The 17,963-nt window shown below is 71.5% G+C and carries 21 protein-coding genes and 1 tRNA gene; 7 read left to right on the forward strand and 15 right to left on the reverse strand.

Features of this window, described 5'->3' with window-relative positions; all coding sequences use genetic code 11:
* Window positions 1–102: 102 nt before the first annotated feature.
* A complete protein-coding gene (locus HQQ88_RS16315; RefSeq protein ID WP_173170315.1) occupies window positions 103–558 on the reverse strand; it encodes a helix-turn-helix domain-containing protein in 456 nt (151 codons plus the stop codon).
* An 85-nt stretch (window positions 559–643) separates the two neighbouring features.
* On the opposite strand from HQQ88_RS16315, the gene HQQ88_RS16320 reads away from it, so the two are divergent.
* From HQQ88_RS16320 to HQQ88_RS16330, 3 genes are all read left to right on the forward strand, one after another.
* Window positions 644–1,339, forward strand: a complete 696-nt coding sequence (locus HQQ88_RS16320; protein ID WP_173170316.1) for an SDR family oxidoreductase — start codon at window positions 644–646, stop codon at window positions 1,337–1,339.
* Window positions 1,340–1,440: 101 nt separating this feature from the next.
* Window positions 1,441–1,854: a hypothetical protein gene (locus tag HQQ88_RS16325; RefSeq protein ID WP_173170318.1), complete on the forward strand. Its 414-nt coding sequence runs from the start codon at window positions 1,441–1,443 to the stop codon at window positions 1,852–1,854.
* On the forward strand, window positions 1,851–2,432 hold the full coding sequence (locus HQQ88_RS16330) for a DUF6036 family nucleotidyltransferase (protein WP_173170320.1): 582 nt from the start codon (window positions 1,851–1,853) through the stop codon (window positions 2,430–2,432). The genes HQQ88_RS16325 and HQQ88_RS16330 overlap by 4 nt, the downstream gene beginning before the upstream one ends.
* Before the next feature lie 6 nt (window positions 2,433–2,438).
* Here the strand turns inward: HQQ88_RS16330 and HQQ88_RS16335 are convergent, their stop codons facing one another.
* The 5 genes from HQQ88_RS16335 to serS form a co-directional block, all read right to left on the reverse strand.
* On the reverse strand, window positions 2,439–3,002 hold the full coding sequence (locus HQQ88_RS16335) for a GrpB family protein (RefSeq protein WP_173170322.1): 564 nt from the start codon (window positions 3,000–3,002) through the stop codon (window positions 2,439–2,441).
* Window positions 2,999–3,541, reverse strand: coding sequence for a GNAT family N-acetyltransferase (locus HQQ88_RS16340; RefSeq protein ID WP_173170324.1), 543 nt, complete (start codon window positions 3,539–3,541; stop codon window positions 2,999–3,001). Before HQQ88_RS16340 ends, HQQ88_RS16335 begins: the two co-directional genes overlap by 4 nt.
* Window positions 3,541–3,628, reverse strand: a tRNA-Ser gene (locus HQQ88_RS16345). Before HQQ88_RS16345 ends, HQQ88_RS16340 begins: the two co-directional genes overlap by 1 nt.
* Window positions 3,629–3,716: 88 nt before the next feature.
* A complete protein-coding gene (locus HQQ88_RS16350) occupies window positions 3,717–4,580 on the reverse strand; it encodes an HAD-IIB family hydrolase (protein ID WP_123291842.1) in 864 nt (287 codons plus the stop codon).
* Complete coding sequence (gene serS / locus HQQ88_RS16355) at window positions 4,577–5,839, reverse strand: serine--tRNA ligase (protein ID WP_173170326.1); 1,263 nt, start codon at window positions 5,837–5,839, stop codon at window positions 4,577–4,579. The genes HQQ88_RS16350 and serS overlap by 4 nt, the downstream gene beginning before the upstream one ends.
* A 72-nt stretch (window positions 5,840–5,911) precedes the next feature.
* Here serS and HQQ88_RS16360 point away from each other — a divergent pair, with 72 nt between their 5' ends.
* Entirely contained in the window at window positions 5,912–6,988 is a 1,077-nt protein-coding gene (locus HQQ88_RS16360) for a diacylglycerol kinase family protein (RefSeq protein WP_159573183.1), read from the forward strand.
* A gap of 307 nt (window positions 6,989–7,295) precedes the next feature.
* Here HQQ88_RS16360 and pheA read toward each other — a convergent pair whose 3' ends face one another.
* The 4 genes from pheA to HQQ88_RS16380 form a co-directional block, all read right to left on the reverse strand.
* On the reverse strand, window positions 7,296–8,252 hold the full coding sequence (gene pheA, locus HQQ88_RS16365; RefSeq protein ID WP_123338582.1) for a prephenate dehydratase: 957 nt from the start codon (window positions 8,250–8,252) through the stop codon (window positions 7,296–7,298).
* 65 nt (window positions 8,253–8,317) lie between these two features.
* Window positions 8,318–8,863 carry a MarR family winged helix-turn-helix transcriptional regulator gene (locus tag HQQ88_RS16370; RefSeq protein ID WP_123291838.1) on the reverse strand — a complete coding sequence of 182 codons (546 nt, stop codon included), beginning with the start codon at window positions 8,861–8,863 and terminating at the stop codon, window positions 8,318–8,320.
* Between the two features lie 9 nt (window positions 8,864–8,872).
* Complete coding sequence (locus tag HQQ88_RS16375) at window positions 8,873–9,322, reverse strand: hypothetical protein (protein WP_123291837.1); 450 nt, start codon at window positions 9,320–9,322, stop codon at window positions 8,873–8,875.
* On the reverse strand, window positions 9,319–10,719 hold the full coding sequence (locus HQQ88_RS16380; RefSeq protein WP_173170328.1) for a molybdopterin-dependent oxidoreductase: 1,401 nt from the start codon (window positions 10,717–10,719) through the stop codon (window positions 9,319–9,321). The genes HQQ88_RS16375 and HQQ88_RS16380 overlap by 4 nt, the downstream gene beginning before the upstream one ends.
* A 21-nt stretch (window positions 10,720–10,740) precedes the next feature.
* Here HQQ88_RS16380 and HQQ88_RS16385 point away from each other — a divergent pair, with 21 nt between their 5' ends.
* From HQQ88_RS16385 to HQQ88_RS16395, 3 genes are read left to right on the forward strand one after another with little or no spacing between them, the layout of a single operon-like run.
* Window positions 10,741–12,180 carry a glycosyltransferase family 87 protein gene (locus HQQ88_RS16385; RefSeq protein WP_173170330.1) on the forward strand — a complete coding sequence of 480 codons (1,440 nt, stop codon included), beginning with the start codon at window positions 10,741–10,743 and terminating at the stop codon, window positions 12,178–12,180.
* Window positions 12,181–12,185: 5 nt separating this feature from the next.
* The gene (gene moaA / locus HQQ88_RS16390) at window positions 12,186–13,232 is read left to right on the forward strand and encodes a GTP 3',8-cyclase MoaA (RefSeq protein WP_134194601.1); all 1,047 of its coding nucleotides are present in this window, start codon (window positions 12,186–12,188) and stop codon (window positions 13,230–13,232) included.
* Between the two features lie 3 nt (window positions 13,233–13,235).
* A complete protein-coding gene (locus HQQ88_RS16395; RefSeq protein WP_173170332.1) occupies window positions 13,236–13,475 on the forward strand; it encodes a MoaD/ThiS family protein in 240 nt (79 codons plus the stop codon).
* Window positions 13,476–13,753: 278 nt separating this feature from the next.
* Here HQQ88_RS16395 and HQQ88_RS16400 read toward each other — a convergent pair whose 3' ends face one another.
* Genes HQQ88_RS16400 through HQQ88_RS16420 form a run of 5 tightly spaced genes read right to left on the reverse strand, consistent with a single transcriptional unit; the run spans window position 13,754 to window position 17,915 of the window.
* A complete protein-coding gene (locus tag HQQ88_RS16400) occupies window positions 13,754–14,854 on the reverse strand; it encodes a calcium:proton antiporter (RefSeq protein WP_123938380.1) in 1,101 nt (366 codons plus the stop codon).
* A 12-nt stretch (window positions 14,855–14,866) separates the two neighbouring features.
* On the reverse strand, window positions 14,867–15,892 hold the full coding sequence (locus HQQ88_RS16405) for an ABC transporter ATP-binding protein (RefSeq protein ID WP_132099866.1): 1,026 nt from the start codon (window positions 15,890–15,892) through the stop codon (window positions 14,867–14,869).
* Complete coding sequence (locus tag HQQ88_RS16410; RefSeq protein WP_131846675.1) at window positions 15,889–16,689, reverse strand: ABC transporter permease; 801 nt, start codon at window positions 16,687–16,689, stop codon at window positions 15,889–15,891. The genes HQQ88_RS16405 and HQQ88_RS16410 overlap by 4 nt, the downstream gene beginning before the upstream one ends.
* 3 nt (window positions 16,690–16,692) lie before the next feature.
* Window positions 16,693–17,502 (reverse strand): molybdate ABC transporter substrate-binding protein, encoded by an 810-nt coding sequence (gene modA / locus HQQ88_RS16415; RefSeq protein ID WP_132099865.1) that lies wholly within the window; start codon window positions 17,500–17,502, stop codon window positions 16,693–16,695.
* Window positions 17,499–17,915, reverse strand: a complete 417-nt coding sequence (locus tag HQQ88_RS16420; RefSeq protein WP_111084694.1) for a molybdopterin-binding protein — start codon at window positions 17,913–17,915, stop codon at window positions 17,499–17,501. The genes modA and HQQ88_RS16420 overlap by 4 nt, the downstream gene beginning before the upstream one ends.
* Window positions 17,916–17,963: the final 48 nt, after the last annotated feature.

The following is a 17,963-nucleotide window of genomic DNA, read 5'->3' on the forward strand; positions in this document are numbered from 1 at the left end:
TGAGCCCGGTTCAATACCGAGCTCACGCCCTCGCGGCCTAATCTGACTTCACGGTCCAACAAACCGGGACCAGTTCAGGGGCCGCCACGGGCCTCCCGTCCGTCAGGTGGCCGGGTCCATGACGGCGGTGAGCCGCTGGAGCGGCACACGCTGCTGGGACTCCTGCGCCACCGCGACCGCTTCGACCGGCTCGCCGGAATCGGTGTCGACGAAGCGCAGGTCCGACGTCAGCTCCGTGGGGCGGTACCGATCCGCCCAGCCGCCGAGTGCCAGGAGCACCAGCGAGAGATCGCGGCCGGCGTCGGTGAGCACGTACTCCTCGCGCGCCCGGGCACCCTCCGCCTTGTAGGTCGTGCGCTCGAGCACTCCCCCGTCGACGAGGGAGGCCAGTCGTGCGGTCAGGACTTCGCGCGGGACGCCGAGGCTCTGCTGGAACTGACCGAAGCGCGTGGAACCGGCGAGGGCGTCACGCACGATCATGAGCGTCCACTTCTCGCCGAGGACGTCGAGGGACCGTGCGATGGGGCAGCGCTCGTCGCCGCCGAGGATGCCGAGCATGCCTTCATCCTAGCTGAGTTCGATTTCCGGACACAACGTGCTAGGTTCGGTTTTCGTACTCAACTTCTCTCGTCTGGAGCCCCTCATGACCGACCTCACCAACGCCATCGTCCTCGTCACCGGAGCGAACGGCGGCCTCGGCGCCGAGTTCGTCCAGCAGGCCCTGGACCGCGGCGCCGCCAAGGTCTACGCGACCGCCCGCACCCCGCGCACCTGGGACGACGAGCGCATCGTGCCGCTCGCCCTCGACGTCACCAGCCAGGAGGGCGTCGACGCCGCAGCCCGTGCCGCCGCGGACACCACGATCGTCGTGAACAACGCCGGGATCGCCGGCGCCGACCCGCTCGTCGACACCTCGGTCGCAGAGGTCGAGCGCATCTTCGCGACGAACGTCTTCGGCGCGCTCCGTGTCGCCAAGGCCTTCGCCCCCTCGATCGGCGGCGGCGCACTGATCGACGTGCACTCGGCCCTGAGCTGGGTCGCCCTCGCCGGCGCGTACTCGGCGTCGAAGGCAGCGTTCTGGTCGATCACGAACTCGCTCCGCCTCGAGCTCGCACCCCAGGGCACCCAGGTCGTCGGCGCACACCTCGGTTACACGGACACCGGCATGACCGCGGGGCTCGACGTCGAAAAGTCCGACCCGGCCGACATCGTCCGGCTCATCTGGGACGCCGTCGAGGCCGGTGAGCACGAGGTGCTGGCGGACCAGGTCAGCCGTGACGTCCGTGCCGGACTCAGTGCGCCGCTGGCGGCACTGTACCCGGCGCTCGCGACCGCTTGACCGGTTCGGCGGCTCCGGTTCAGGACCTCCGCGGTTCACGAACCGGAACCGCCCGCAAGATCGAGTGCGGGCGCGACCGGACGGACCCGTAGGATTCGACCATGGCCGGGAACGCACTGTTGATCCCGCTGTCGAGGGCAGCGGAGCTGATCCGCGACGCGCTCCGGATCGGCCACGTCGCCGCCGCCGACCGGGCTCTGACCGATGCAGTCAGCCGCATTCTGCACGCCGCTCCCGACACACCGGTAGATCCGGGTGTGACGGAGCGCGCTCCGTCGGTCGGCGATGAGCACTACGACGCGCTCCTGACCACGGCGTACGCGTACGCGCTCCTCCGGCACGGGACCCAGCCGCCGACGTGGATGCTCGAGCTCCGTCCGCTCGATCGCGAATGGCTCTGGGACGGGGATGCCGAGGCTTCGCTCGAGTGGCGTTCGTTCATCAAGGAACGGACGCCCGATCTCTTCCTGCGGAAGAACATCTTGCTTCGCGAAGGCGACCTCGAGGCCGCATGACCGAGGATTACCGTCTCCTCAGTGGCGCTGAGGTCGTCGACCTCCTCGGTGAGCTGTTGGAGCGCCTGGCTGGCCGCGGCGTCGAGGTCGAGACCTACATCGTCGGAGGCGCCGCTGTCGCTGTGCAACTCGGCCGCGACGAGGTGACCCCCGACATCGACGGACTGTTCCAACCGATGGACGAGGTGCTCGTCGAAGCGCGAGCCATGGCGGCCGAACACCGACTCGACCCCGAGTGGATCAACTCCCGCGCGTTCTCGTTCATGGAGTTCTCGCCGAATGACGACACCGAAGCGCTGCACACCACCATCAACGGTCGCCCGGTCGTCGTGGCCTCGAAACGACGGCTCTTGGCGATGAAGCTCGCAGCGTCCCGCCCGAAGGACCGGACGGACCTCAACCGTCTGATCATCGACCTCGACGTGAGGACCGCCGACGAACTCGTGGCGATCGCGCGCGAAGCGTACGGCGAGCACAGCATGACGCTTCCGGACGACCCAGCCGAGGTCCAGCTGATCGCCGAGGAGGCGCTCCGTCGGGCTGACGCTTGGAGACGACGAACGCACACGGCGGAGTGAGCGAACTCAACCGCGGGCGCCTCGGCCGGTGATGTCGCGGTTCACTTCGGTGATCGCGGCGCGCTCCTCGACCGAGATCCCCGCCGCAGCCAGGACACGACCGAGCACGCCGCTCTTGCGCTCGATGTAGTCGTCGATGTCCTCAGCCTCGGCAGCCGCCCGGCGCTTCACGGCGGCGTACTCGTCGCGCAGCCCCGGGTCGGCGCGCAGCACATCGCGGACGGCGAGGTGGTTCCGGAGCGAGAGCGATCCGGCGGTGGCGACGTAGGTGTTGCTCGGGGCGAAGTGCTCGGGCGTCCGGAAGGCCTGCCGGTCGGGAACACCGAGGTCTCCGCGTGGCTCGAACCCGATCGTGGTCAGCGCTGCGACCGCCGCCGCGACGTCGCCGGCATCGACCACGATGTCGACGTCGATGACGGGCTTCGCCGCGAGGCCGGGTACCGAGGTGCTGCCGACGTGCTCGATGCTCCGGTACCGAGCGCCGGCGGCGTCGAGCGCTGCGGCGTAGGCGTCCCGCAACACCGCGAACCGCTCGGGCCAGGATGGCTGGTACTCGACGACCTCGATCATCGAGTGCGCCGTGTGGCAGGAGGGGGTGCGAGGAGCTGGAACATGACGTGGTCGCGCCAGGCTCCGTTGATCGTGATGTACTCCGGCGCGAACCCGTAGCGCTCGAACCCCGCGGACTCGAGGGCACGCTGCGACCCCACGTTCTCCGGCAGCGTCTCGGCCTGCACCCGGTGGAGTCGGAGGACGTCGAACGCGTGGCCGGCGGCAGCGGCGACGGCGCGGGAGGCGTGGCCCTGGCGGAGTCGGTCGGCGCGGATCCAGTACCCCATCGCGCACGACTGTAGGGCGCCGCGGGTGATGCCGCTCAGCGTGATGCGCCCGAGGAGCTCACCGTCCGTCGACTCGATCACGAACGGGACCGCGGTGCCCGCGCGCTCTGCAGCGAGCGACTGCACGATGACGTCGTGCTGGCCCTGCTCGGTGAAGTACGCCGGCGCCCGGGACGGCTCCCACGGGCGCAGGTGCTCGGCGCTCGCGGTGGTGACGGCGGCGAGCGTCGCCGCGTCGTCGACGCGGAGCAGGCGCAACCGGGTGTCCATGGCGGAGGGTGTGGGATTCGAACCCACGAGACATCTCTGCCCACCTGTTTTCAAGACAGGCTCCATCGGCCGCTCGGACAACCCTCCAGTGACGCGACCACGTGGCGAGACGTGACCGCGTCCCGGGAAGTCTAACGGGCCTCCCGTCCGCCGTGCGCGTCAGCGCATGCCGGGGTCAGCGCGGCAGGGAGTCGAGCGCCGCTGCCAGGCCGTCGTCGGACACGCCACCGGTGAGTTCGTTGCCGGCGTCCACGACGTCGTCGGGCGCCTGGCCCATCACGACGCCACGACCGGAGGTCGAGGCCCACCGCAGCATGTCGATGTCGTTGCGGCCGTCCCCCGCGGCGAAGACGCGGGAGCGCGGGATGTCGAGCCACTCGCGCACGCGTTCCATCGCGGTGGCCTTCGTCACCCCCTCTGGTGCGATGTCGAGCCACGCGGTCCACCCGACCGTGTACGAGACCTTGTGCAGGCCCATGTCCTCGACGATCTGCAGGAACTCCTCGAGCCCGTGCTCCGGCGAGATCACGACGACGCGGGTGGCCTCGACCGTGAGCAGCTGCTCGAACGGCACCAGCTCGCCGGCGTTCGTCATGGTGTCGGCGGGGAAGTTCTCGGACAACCGGAAGTGGCCGGTCTCGTCCTCGACGCCGAAGGCCGCGTTCTCCAGAGCACCACGGATGGTCTGCAGCACGTCGCTCGGGTCGAAGTGCTCGACGTGGACACGCTCGTAGGACCCGTCCGGACGGCGGGCCAGGGTCAGCGCACCGTTGGCGCAGACGAGGTACTTCGGCTCGATGCCGAGGGTCTCGAGCAGCGGCACCGTCATGCCCTCGCTGCGGCCCGTGGAGAGCATGACCTCGTGCCCAGCGGCCTCGGCATCGCGCACGGCGGCGACCACGGCCTCCGTGATGACGCCGTCCTCGCGCATCGTGGTGCCGTCGATGTCGAGCGCCACCAGCCACCGCTTCGTGCGGGCGGGAGCACCGGCGCCCGCGCCCTGCGCCGCGCCGTCCACGAACCGCCCCTGCGTGCTCATCGGGGCTCGATGACCTCGACGCCACCGAGGTAGGGGCGCAGCACCTCGGGCACGACGACGGAGCCGTCGGCCTGCTGGTGGGTCTCGAGGATCGCGACGATCCAACGGGTGGTCGCGAGGGTGCCGTTCAGGGTGGCGACCGGGGTCGTCTTGCCGCTCTCGGTGCGGTACCGGATGTCGAGGCGACGGGCCTGGAACGTCGTGCAGTTCGACGTCGAGGTGAGCTCGCGGAACGTGCCCTGCGTCGGGACCCAGGCCTCGATGTCGTACTTCTTCGCCGCGCTCGTGCCGAGGTCACCCGCGGCGACGTCGATCACGCGGTAGTGCAGTCCGAGGTCCTGCAGCATCTGCTCCTGGTACGACACCAGCTTCTCGTGCTCGGCCTCGGCCTGGTCCGGGTGGACGTAGGCGAACATCTCGAGCTTGTTGAACTGGTGCACGCGCAGGATGCCGCGGTTGTCCTTGCCCGCCGAGCCGGCCTCGCGCCGGTAGCAGGTCGACCAGCCGGCGTAGCGGTGCGCGGTCTTCTCGATGTCGAGGATCTCGTCGGCGTGGAAGCCGGCGAGTGCGACCTCGCTCGTGCCCGTCAGGTACAGGTCGTCGGCCTCGAGCCGGTAGACCTCGGCCGCGTGCTCGCCGAGGAAGCCGGTGCCCGCCATCGTCTCGGGGCGGACGAGCGTCGGGGTGATGAGCGGTTCGAACCCGGCGGCGATGGCGCGGTCGAGGCCGAGCGACATGAGCGCGATCTCGAGCCGGGCGCCGAGGCCGCGCAGGAAGTAGAAGCGCGAGCCGGAGACCTTCACGCCCCTCGGGATGTCGATGATGCCGAGGTGCTCGCCGAGGTCGGCGTGGTCCTTCGGCTCGAAGTCGAACTCGGGCTTCGTGCCGACGGTGCGGAGGGTGACGAAGTCCTCTTCGCCACCGGCGGGGACGCCGGGCAGCACGACGTTCGGGATGGCGCGCACGACGGAGTTGAAGGTCTCCTCGGCCGCGGTGACGGCCGCCTGGGCTTCCTTCACCTGGGCCGAGAGCGCCTGGGCCTGCTGCACGAGCGCGACCTTCTCGTCCTTCGGGGCCTTGGCGACGGTCTTGCCGAAGGCGTTCTGCTCGGCGCGGAGCGACTCGAACGCGGTGATCGCGCTGCGTCGGGCGGCGTCGGCAGCGACGGCCTCGTCGACCACGGCGACGGATGCGCGGCGGGACTCCTGCGAGGCCTTGATGACGTCCGGGTTGTCGCGAAGCAGCTGGGGATCGATCACCGCTCCATCCTAGAGGCGGCGGCATGGGGAGGAACCCGCCGCTCGCAGCGTCCGATCGGTACCGTTGATCCCATGTCGACCCCTTCGGAGACCGCGCCCGCGGACCAGGACGCCCTCCCCACCGAGCACCGGACGGCTGCCGTGGTCTACAACCCGGTCAAGGTCCACCTGCCGACCCTCAAGGCCACCGTGGAACAGCACCAGCAGGAAGCCGGCTGGGCCGAGACGCTCTGGTTCGAGACCACCGAGGAAGACCCGGGCGGGGGCATGGCCCGCGCAGCGCTCGACGCGGGGGCCGACGTCGTCGCCGCCGCGGGTGGCGACGGCACCGTGCGCGCGGTCGCCGAGGTCGTGCACGGCTCCGGTGCCTCGCTCGCACTGCTGCCGAGCGGGACGGGCAACCTGCTCGCCCGCAACATGAAGCTCCCCCTCGACGACCTGGCGAGCAGCGCGCACACGATCTTCTCCGGCCACGAGCGGGCGATCGACTTCGGCCTGATCGGCATCGAGCGGCCGGACGGCGCCCGCGAGCAGTTCGGCTTCGTCGTGATGGCGGGCCTCGGACTCGACGCCCGGATGATCGCGAACACCCGCCCCGAGCTGAAGAAGCGCGTCGGGTGGCTCGCGTACCTCGACTCGCTGCTCCGCTCCGTGCGGGACACCGACGGCTTCGAGTTCAAGTACCGGCTCGACGAGTCGGCCCGCAACGGTTCGGTGCGCGCGCACTCGGTCATCGTCGGCAACTGCGGCATGCTGCAGGCGAACGCGATGCTGTTGCCCGACGCCGAGATCGACGACGGCGTGTTCGACATCGTCGTGATGCGCCCCCGCGGCTTCTTCGGCTGGGTGCGGATCGGTGCCCGCGTGTTCTGGGAGAACGGGATCCTGCGCTGGTTCCGGCGTTCGGCGCTGTCCGAGACGCTGATCGGTCGACGCATCACCACGGCGGCGAAGCAGGAGCGTCCGCTGCGCTACATGCGCGGCGAGGAGTTCACGCTGCGGCTCGAGAAGCCCGACGAGTTCGAGATCGACGGCGACCCGGTGGGCGAGATCACGGCGTTCCGCGCCCGGATCGACCCCGGTTCGCTGACCGTCAAGGTGCCGACGGTGGAGCCGCGGCCGAGCTGGGTGCGCGGCCGCAAGCGCTGAGCCGGGAGCTGGCCGCGCTGCACCGTGCGGGTTTGTTCGGCCCGTGCGCGGTTGCGCGGGCCGGGCGATCACGCACCGTGCGGGTTTGTTCAGCCCGTGCGCGGTTGTGCGGACCGGTGTGAGCACGCACCGTGCGGGGTCGTTCGACTGGTGCACGGTTGCGTCCTCGGTGCGAGGTTGTAGCGGCGCACGGAGCGGGGAACCTCGCACCGGCCGACAAGAGCCGCACCGTGCGGCGGACGCGCCGACCGACGAGCAGAGCACCGGCCGACAGCACAGCGCCGACCGACGAGCACACCGCCGCGCGTCAGCCCGCGTCGGGCTCGCCGGACACGATCGCTCGCAGCCAGTCCCGCGCCTCGACGAACGCGGCGTCCGAGTAGCGCGCCGGCACCTCGGGCTGCGCGCCATCGGCTCGCGGGTACGACCCGAGGAACGTCACGCGGGGGCTGAACCGACGGAGACCGAGCAGGGCGTCGGCCACGCGCTCATCCTGCACGTGCCCGTCCAGGTCGATGACGAACCGGTAGCGGCCGAGCTCGTCGCCGATCGGCCGCGACGACAGCAGCCCCATGTTGATGCCGCGGGTGGCGAACTGCTCGAGCATGTCGACCAAGGCGCCGGGGTGGTCGGCGGGCAGCTCGACGATGACGCTCGTCTTGTCGGCACCGGTCGGCTCGGGCAGCGCCAAGGTCTTGGACACGAGCACGAAGCGCGTGACGGCCGAGGCGTTGTCGCCGATCGACGACGCGAGCACGACGACGTCGTGGTGGTCGGTGATGCCGGGCGGTGCGACGGCGGCGTCGGCGGTGGGGTTCGCCTCGAGCAGGGCGAGCGCGGCGGCGACGTTCGACGACGCCGGGATGTGGCCGTGACCGGGCAGGTTCGCCTCGAGCCAGTTGTGGGTCTGCGCGTACGCCACCGGGTGCGCGTTCACGGTGCGGACGTCGGCGAGCACGGTGCCGGGGCGCGCGACGAGCACGAAGTCGACCGGCACGAGGTACTCCCCCACGATCCGCACGCCGGGGATCCGGGCGAGGGCGTCTTGCGTCGCGCTGACGCCGCCGTCGACGCTGTTCTCGATCGCGATGACCGCGCCGACCGAGCGGCCGGACATGACGTCGTCGAGCGCTTCACCGACGTTGTTGACGCTCCGCCAGGGCTTGCCGGCCGCGGCCTCGACGAGCTTGAGGGCCGCCTCGGTGAAGGTGCCGGCGGGTCCGAGGTAGGAGTACGTGTCGGACGGCGCGGCGGGGTCGGTCATGGGCCGAGCCTATTGCAACGACCGAGCCCGCAGACGCGGGCGCAGACGCGGGCGCACAGCGCCGTTCAGTCGGTGCTGGCACCGGTCAGCCGGGCCTCGCAGATCGCGGTGTCGTCGTCGTCCCGCGGGTACGTCAGGGCAGCGAACCGCCCCTCGGGGTCGAGCCGTGTGAGCAGTGCGGCCGCGATGCCGTCGAGCTGGACGACCTGCTCGTCGCTCAGGGCGTCGATCACGACGTGGCGTGCGGTGCGGACGTGGTCCGGAGCGGCCTCGACGATCGTGGCGTACCCGGCGTCGGTGAGCCGGACGTCGGTCGCACGGCGGTCCGAGGTCGAGGGGCAGCGCGTCACGAGCCCGCGCTTCTCGAGCCGGGACACCACGTGCGACAGCCGGGGCAGCGAGGCGTTCGTCGCCGAGGCGAGGGCCGACATGCGCAGCGTGCGACCGTCGGTCTCGGAGAGCATCGCGATGACCATGTAGTCGAAGTGCGTCAGGTCCGCGTCACGCTGCAGCTGCTGGTCGAGCGCCGCCGGCAGGAGTTCCATGACGGCCACGAGCTTCATCCACGCGCGCAGCTGCTCGCGGGTGAGCCACGGGGTCTCGTCGGTCATGTCTGCATCCTACCGAATGGTTGTCGCTTTAACCAGTGCCGTCCGCCGCGCACGAACCACCCCGACGACGAGCACCGCCACCACCACGAGCAGCAGCACCCCCTCGACGATCAGCAACCGCGTGCCGTAGTCGAACGGCAGGATCGTGGGGTTCTTCTGCCCGTGCCGCTTCGCCGCGATCTCGGGCAGCACCACGAGGGCGAGCACACTGCCGAGCACGATCACCGTCTGCACCACGACGAGCACCCACGCCCGGAGCGACCGCCCCGCCCGACGCAGGAGCAGTCCGGCGCCGACGACGAACGGCGACAGGATCGCGTCGTGCAGGATCACCGCGCCGAGCAGCCAGGTCGCCAGCCCGCCGATCCGGTTCGGCTTGACCGACGTCACCAGGACGTAGGCGCCGAACGCGATCACCAGCACGCCGAGCACGACGAGCACGATCCGCGCGGCCTTCACCGCAGCACCTCGATCTTCTCGATCCACTTGGTCTGCAGCACGCCCGGTCGCCCCGGAGCGATGATCCGCGCCGGGAACCCGTGGTCCAGGTCGAGCGTCGAACCGTTCAGCTCGAGCGCGACCAGGGTGGTCGGGTCCTCGGCGTACTCCGGCCCCATGTCCATGATCCGGTAGCCACCGTGCCGTTCCAGGCTCGTGACCCGCACATGAGATCCGGGCTCGGCCTGCACGGCACCGAGCAGGTCGCGCATCCGCACGCCCTTCCAGCTGCCCATCTGGCTCCACCCCTCGACGCACGAGATCGGCAGGTCGACCTCGGTGGTACCGAGCGCGACGAGTTCCGCGCGCACGAAGGTCCGGGTCACGTCGGGTCCGACGACGGTCAGCGTCCAGTCCGCGGCAGTCGCACTGGCGAGCACCCCCGCCGCGCGGGCGGTGCGGTTGACCGGCAGGCCGTTCGCGCCGAGACCGCGCTGGCGCGCGCCGAACACGTTGAACGGTTCGGCGAGCTTCGAGGACTGCCCCGCCGTCAGGGCGACGACGCCGACGACCGCGGCCGTCACACCGCCGAAGAACCCGCGTCGTGCGATCCGCTGGCGTCGGCCCTGCGCGCGCTCCTCGACCGACCGGGAGGCCCGGGTCGGCTCCGGCGCATCGGCCGTCGGTTCGTCCGGGGCTGCGTCGACCGCCTCGACAGCCTTGACCGCGTCGACGCCGTCGATCCAGCGGAACACGCGGCCGAGCAGGCCGGGGGCCGTGGACTGGGTCGTCTCGGCACCCGCAGCCGGCGGGGCGGACGCCGGGCGGGCCTCCAGGACGGGTGGGAGCAGCTCACTGCCGGACGCGGGGTCCACGATGAACCGGCCCTGCTCGTCGTAGGAGTCGCGCTTCCGCCAGTAGCGGGCGATCACCGGCAGCTTCGACGCGATGTGGATGATGAGCGACCCGATGATCACGTACGCCATCGCGTTGTGGACCTGGCGGAACGGGAACGGCCACGGGTACCACTGGTACGTGTTGAGCAGGCCGGTCGTGACCTGGATGATCGAGGCCGACACGAGCACGGCGATCGACAGCCGCTCGAACAGGTGCAGCACGCCGCGCACCGGCGGGACCTGCACCAGCGCGGGCATGACGGTGTTGAGCTTCGCCAGCAGCAGCGGGATGATCGCGATGCCGGTGGTGATGTGCAGGCCCTGCGTGAACTGGTAGAGCTGCGTCGGCCGGGTCGGGAACCGCATCCAGCCGAGGGGCTCCTGCAGCAGGTGACTGTAGATGCCGGTGCCGAAGCACACCACGAAGGCGATGCCGAGCAGTCGTCCGAGCACCACCGCGGAGCGCGCGTTCCGGTTCGGCGAGGCCAGCGCGGCCCGCGCCTCGAACAGCAGGTGCCGCACGCCCGCTAGCCTCGACGGACCATGAGCGACCGACTGCGTGCCGTCCGACCGTCCTCCGCCGTCGGACCCGGTGCCCGCCTCGCCGCCGTGGGCGCGGTCGTCGGGGTACTGGCCCTCGCGGGCGTCATCGCCTTCGGCGTCACGCATCTGGGGTTCCTCCGATCCGACACTCGTTCGTCATTCGTTGCGTGGACGCTGATCGCTTGGACGGTGTTCGTGATCGCCGTGCTCGCGCTGCGGTTCGTGCCCGCCCGGTGGATGACCGCCGTGGTCATGGTCGGGGCGGTGGTGGTCGGTCTCGCGGCGCTGGCCGGCCCACCGAGCACGAGCACCGACTCGGCGCGGTACGCGTGGGACGGCATCGTCCAGCATGCCGGAGTCTCACCGTACGCGCACACCCCCCAGTCCACGGCACTGTCCGGTCTGCGGCCCGACTGGCTGTTCCCGGACAAGGTGAACGGCACGTGCGACGACCTCAAGCCCCGGTTCCGCGGCCTGGGCGACGGCGCGGACGGCCACTGCACCGCGATCAACCGGCCGGACGTGACGACGATCTACCCGCCGATGGCGCAGCTCTGGTTCGCCGCGGTCCGTGCGTTCGTGCCGGCGACCGCGCAGTACATGCCGTTCCAGGTGGCGGGTCTGCTCCTCTCGCTGGTCGTGAGCGTCGCCCTCGTCGTGGTGCTGCGGAAGACCGGCCGTCCGACCTGGTGGGCGGCGCTCTGGGCCTGGTCGCCGCTCGTGGCGTCGGAGGCCGTGACGAACTCGCACGTCGACGCCCTCGGCGCGGCGCTCGCGACCGCGGGTGCCGTCCTCGTCGCGTTCGGCCGACCGATCTGGGGCGGGATCGCGCTCGGAGCGGCCACGGCCACCAAACTCATCCCTGCGATCGTGTACCCGCCGTTGCTCGGCCGGTGGCGTTCCTGGTGGGCGATCCCGGTCGGGATCGCCGTGTTCGGGCTGCTCTACGTGCCGTACGTGCTGACGACGGGGCTCGACGTGCTCGGGTACCTGCCCGGCTACCTGAGCGAGGAGGGCTACGAGGACGGCTCGCGCTTCGCCCTGGTCTCGCTGGTGTTCCGGGGCGACGCCGCGACCGTGGTGGTCGGGCTCGCCGTGCTGCTCGCCGCCTTCGTCGCGTGGCGGCTGTCCGACCCGTCGCGGCCGTGGTCCGGCGAGGTCCTGATGATCGGCGTGACGTTCCTGGCCGTGACCCCGCGCTACCCCTGGTACTCGCTGCTGCTCATCCCGTTCGTGGTGCTGTCGGGGCGGTGGGAGTGGCTGTCGATCGGGCTCGCCATCGCGCTGCGCGGGGTGTGGCCGTCGACGGACGCCTACCGGTGGTGGCTGCTCGTCGCCGTGGCCGTCATCGTGGTGGTGACGCTCCTGCGCACGAGCCGGTCGGACTGGCGGCGCTGGTGGGGACGGCTGTCGTTCCGGCGCGTCGAACACGTACGCTGAGCCGCATGGCACCCGCGACCCTGCTCGGCACGACCGTGGACCCGGCGTCCGCCGGGCTCGTCGACCGCTTCGGGCGTCGTGCGATCGACCTGCGGGTGTCCCTGACCGAACGGTGCAACCTGCGCTGCACCTACTGCATGCCGGCCGCCGGGCTGCCGTTCGCCCCCGACGACGCCCTGATGACCGCCGCCGAGATCGAGCGGCTGGTCCGGATCGGGTCGTCGCGCTTCGGCGTGCGCAAGGTGCGGTTCACCGGCGGCGAGCCGATGCTCCGGCACGACCTGGTCGACGTGATCGCCCGGTGCGCCGCGCTGCCCGACGCCCCGGAACTGTCGCTCACCACGAACGCCATCGGCCTCGCCCACCGCGCCCAGGCCCTGTACGACGCCGGGCTGCGGCGCGTGAACGTGTCGCTCGACACCGTCGACCCGGACGTGTTCACCACCGTGACCCGCCGCCCGTTCCTCGACAAGGTCATCGCCGGGCTGTCCGCCGCCCACGACGCCGGCCTCGACATCAAGGTCAACGCGGTGCTGCTGCGCGGGATCAACGACGAGGCCGCGCCGGAGCTGCTGCGCTGGTGCCTCGACCGCGGCTACGAGCTGCGGTTCATCGAGCAGATGCCGCTCGATCCCGACCACGCCTGGGACCGCACCGAGATGGTGACCGCTGCCGAGACCCGGGCGTTGCTGGCGTCGTCGTTCGTGCTGACGCCGGACGAGGCACCGCGTGACGGCGCCCCGGCCGAGCGGTACCGGGTGCAGGACGCACACTCCGGTGCGTCACTGGGCACCGTGGGCATCATCGCGAGCATCACCGAGTCCTTCTGCGCCGACTGCACCCGCACCCGGTTGACCGCCGACGGCAACGTCCGGAGCTGCCTGTTCTCCGACGCGGAGACCGACGTGCTCGGCCCGATGCGCGCGGGGGTCTCCGACGACGACCTTGCCGAGCTGTGGCGCCGGGCGATGTGGGCGAAGCCGCGCGACCACGGCGACGACAGCGACGAGCTCGTGCACCCGACGCGCGGCATGAGCGCGATCGGTGGCTGAGCGGTGACCACGATCCGGTTCTTCGCCGCTGCCCGTGCGGCGGTCGGCGCGGACACGCTGACCACCGCGGCCGGCACGCTCGACGAGGCGCTGCGCGAGGTCAGCGCCACCGACCCATCGCGGTGGAGTGCGCTGCAGGAGCGGTGCTCGTACCTGGTCGACGGCGTGACCACCCGCGACCGGGCCACTGCGCTGTCCGGGGTCGCGGTCGTCGACGTCATGCCCCCTTTCGCCGGCGGCTGAGCGCCCCCTCGCCCGTTCTTTCCCAGAACGCCCGCGATGCCTGGTGTTTCCGGGCATACCGGGTCAGAACTTCCGACCAGGTACGCCCGATCCGACCAGGTACGCCCGGAACGACCTGGTACTCCCGACTCGTCCCCGTGCCTGCGCGCCCTGTGTCCGTTCTTTCCCAGAACGCCCGCGATGCCTGGTGTTTCCGCATACCGGGTCGAAACTTCCGACCAGGTACGCCCGATCCGACCAGCTACGCCGCCGCCGCGCCGCGCCGCGCCGCCGCGCCCCTACGGCGAGACGGACAGCACGATGAACGCGGCGAAGATCACCAGGTGCACCCCGCCCTGCAGTCGCGTCGCCCGACCCGGCAGCACGGTGAGCACCGCGGCGACGATCGTCAGCGCGAGCAGCACGATCTGCGACGACCCGAGGCCGAGCAGCAGCGTGCCCGGCATGAACAGCGACGCCACCGCGATGGAGGGGATCGTCAGACCGATCGACGCCATCGCCGACCCCATCGCCAGGTTCAGGCTCGTCTGGATCCGGTTGCGGGCGGCAGCCTTCGACGCCGCGATGCCCTCGGGCAGCAGGATGAGCAGGGCGATCACGACACCGACGAACGACGGCGGGAACCCGACCGCGGCCACGCCGGCCTCGATCGCGGGCGACTCGACCTTGGCGAGCCCGACGACGGCGACGAGCGCGACGACGAGCAGTGCGAGCGAGATCATCGTCGCGCGTCCGGTCGGCCGGGCGGCGTGGGCGTCCTCGGACTCCGTGAGCACGCCGCCGGAGCGGTTGACCGGCAGGAAGAAGTCGCGGTGGGCCACGGTCTGCGTCACGACGAACAGCCCGTAGAGCACGATCGACGCCACAGCCACGAAGACGAGCTGCGTGCCGGTGAAGGACGCGTCGTCGGTGCCAGTGGTGAACGTCGGCAGCACCAGGGTCAGGACGGCGAGCGCGGCCACCGTCATCGTCGCGGCGCTCGCGCCCTCCTGGTTGAAGCGCACGGTGTTGTGCCGGAGCGTCCCGATCAGGATCGCGAGGCCGACCAACCCGTTCATCGTGATCATCACGGCCGAGAACACCGTGTCTCGCGCCAGCGTCTCGGCCTGGGCACCGCCGGAGCTCGACAGCGAGATGATCAGCGCGACCTCGATGATCGTGACCGCCACGGCGAGCACGAGTGACCCGAACGGTTCCCCGACCCGGTGCGCGACGACCTCGGCGTGGTGCACCGCCGCGAGCACGGTGGCGGCGAGCACGACCGCGACGATCGCCACGACCACGGTGCCGAGTCCGTAGCGGCCGTACGAGAACGCGAGCACGACGGCCGCCAGGATCGGGATGGCCACGGGCCACGCCTTGGGGAACCAGGAGGTCATCCGTCCATTGTCTCAACCGCGCGGCGCGTACACCGCCAGTTCGGACGCGGGAACGTCCACGTGGACCGCATCGCCGGGTCCGATCCCGAGCGCCGTGACCCGCGCCAGGGTCAGGTCCGCGACCAGGTCGCCAGCGCGCACCCGCACCAGACCGTCCCGCGGCTCGAGCGACGTGACGGTGCGCTCCGGTCCGGCGCCGTCCCGCGTGAGCACGGCGGCCGTCGGGTGGAAGGCGCCCAGGGCGGGCCGTCCGGGAGGCACGGCGTGCGTCCCGGACGCCAACTCGCCCCCGCCGTCGGTCGCGATCCCACCCGCGGTGGCGGTCCCGCGCACCAGCGCGAGTCCGGAGAACGCCGCCGCGAAGGCACTCGTGGGCCGTCCGAGCACGGCCGCTGGGGTGCCGTCCTCGACGACCCGGCCGTGCTCGACGACGACCACCCGGTCGGCCAGGGCGACGACCTCGACCGGGTCGTGCGTGACCAGGACGCTCGGACGCCCGCCGATCGCGGTCCGGAGGGCCGCACGGACCTCGTCGCGCGCGGAGACGTCGAGCGCCGACGTCGGTTCGTCGAGCAGCAGGACCGCCGGGTCGGTGGCGAGCGCCCGGGCGATGGCGACGCGCTGGGCCTGCCCGCCGGACAGCGCATCGGGGCTCCGTCCCGCCAGGTCGTCGATGCCGAGGGCCGCCAGGGCACGGAGCGCGCGGGCACGGGCAGCGGCCCGTCGGACACCGGCGGCGCGCGGGCCGAACGCCACGTTGCCGACCACGTCGAGGAACGGGAACAGGTCCGGCCGTTGGGCGACGAGTCCGATGCGGCGGCGGTGGGCGGGGACGGTCCGCCGCTGGTCCGACACGACGGTGCCGCCGAGGACCACCTGTCCGGCGTCGATCGGCAGCAGGCCGGCGAGGGCCTCGACCACGGTGGACTTGCCCGCGCCGTTCGGCCCAATGACCGCCACGCACTCCCCCGTCGCGACCTCGAGGGCGACGTCGACCCCGCGTCGCTCGACGACGATGCGTGCGGTGACCCCGCTCACGCTGCCACGCCCCGGGTCCGGAGCGACGAGGCACCGATGACCACGACGGCGACCACGACGAGCACGACCGCCAGTGCCACGGCGGTGTCCGGGTCGACCTCGCGCTGCAGGTAGATCTCCAGCGGCAGGGTCCGGGTGACCCCCTGCAGGCTGCCCGCGAACGTCAGGGTCGCACCGAACTCGCCGAGTGCGCGCGCGAAGCAGAGCACCAGTCCGGAGACGATGCCGGGCAGGACCCTCGGGGTCGTGACGGTGAGGAACGTGCGGGTGGGACCGGCGCCGAGGGTCGCGGCGACCCGCTCGTACCGGTCCCCCTCGACGCGGAGCGCACCCTCGATCGAGGAGACCAGGAACGGCATGGCGACGAACGTCTGCGCGATGACGACCGCGGTGGTGGTGAACGCGATGTGCAGTCCGTGGTCGTCGAGGAACGCCCCGACCACCCCGAGGCGACCGAACGCCGCCAGCAGCGCCAGCCCGCCGACGACGGGCGGCAGCACGAGCGGCAGCAGCACGACGGCGCGGGCGACACCCACCCACCGTGACCGGGACCGGGCGAACAGCACGGCGAGCGGGTACCCGAGCACGAACGCGACGGCAGTGGCGGTCAGCGCGGTGCCGAGGCTGAGCCCGAGGGCCGTGAGCGACGCCGTCGAGGTGACGAGGGCGACGAACGACGACCAGTCGACCCGACCGAGCATCGCGAGCACGGGGACGACGACGAACAGGCCGCCCAGCACCGCGGGCAGCGGGAGCCACCAGGCGACCGGCGGCCGTCCGTCAGCCCGCGAGGCCACGGGTCACGGCTTCCCGAACCCGGCGGCGGTGAGCACCTTCTGGCCGGTGGCGGACCGGACGTAGTCGGAGAAGGCCTGCGCGAGCTCCGGGTCCTCGGACGCCTTGAGCACGCCGATCGGGTACGTGTTGACGGCCTTGCTCGACTCGTCGAACGGGACACCGTCGACCTTGCCGTCGGCACCCTGCACGTCGGTCACGTAGACCAACCCGGCGTCGGCCTGACCGGACTCGACCTTGCCGAGCACGTCGGTGACGGACTGCTCCTCGCTGACGGGCTGCAGGTCGACGCCCGAGGCGGACTCGACCTTCGCCGTCGCGGCGCCGCACGGCACCGGGGCGGCGCACGTGACGAGCTGGACGTCGGAGCCGGTCAGGTCGTCGAGGCTCGTGATGCCCTTCGGGTTGCCCGGCGCGACGGCGATCTCGAGGACGTTCGTCGCGAAGTCCTCCGGTGACCCGCTCGCCAGGTCGGTCGCGGACAGCTTCGCCATGTTCGCCTCGTCGGCGGAGGCGAACACGTCGGCGGGGGCGCCGTTCTGGATCTGGGTGACCAGGTCGCTCGATCCCGCGAACGAGAACTCGATCGAGGCGCCGGGGTTCGCGAGCTCGAAGTCCTTGCCGAGCGTGGTGAAGGTCTTCTGGAGCGACGCCGCTGCGAACACCGTGATCGAGCCCGACACGCCTGCGTCCGCGCTCGACGACGATGACGGCGACGACGACCCGGCCGGAGCGTCGGCGGTGGAACACGACGCCAGGCCGAGCGCCGCGACGACGGCGAGGGGCACGAGCAGCGAGCGGGGACGACGGGTCATCGGGGGTCCTCCTGGTGGGTGGGCGCCTCGACGGTGACCATCGTGGCCTTGACGGACGCCACGGCGACGGACCCGACCTCGAGCCCGAGGTCGCGCACCGCCTCGGCGCTCATGAGCGAGACCACGCGGTGCGGGCCGCACTGCAGTTCGACCTGCGCCATCACGGTGTCGACGACCAGGTCGGTGACGATGCCGACGAAGCGGTTCCGTGCCGAGCTCTTCACGCCGGTGTCCGGGGCGGCCAGCTCGGTGCTCCGCGCCCGGGCGTACTCGGCCACCTGTCGACCGTCGACGACGGCGCGACCGGCGTCGTCGGTGGCCCGGTCGAAGGTGCCCCCGTCGACGAGTCGGCGCACGGTGTCGTCGCTCACCCCGAGGAAGGCAGCAGCATCGCGGATCCGCAGTTGCGTCATGATGCGACCATCCTAGCCGCGGAAGCGGCGCTCTGGACCCGATCAGTG

Origin of the sequence: Curtobacterium sp. VKM Ac-2861, from assembly GCF_013204965.1 — a bacterium.
Lineage (GTDB): Bacteria > Actinomycetota > Actinomycetes > Actinomycetales > Microbacteriaceae > Curtobacterium.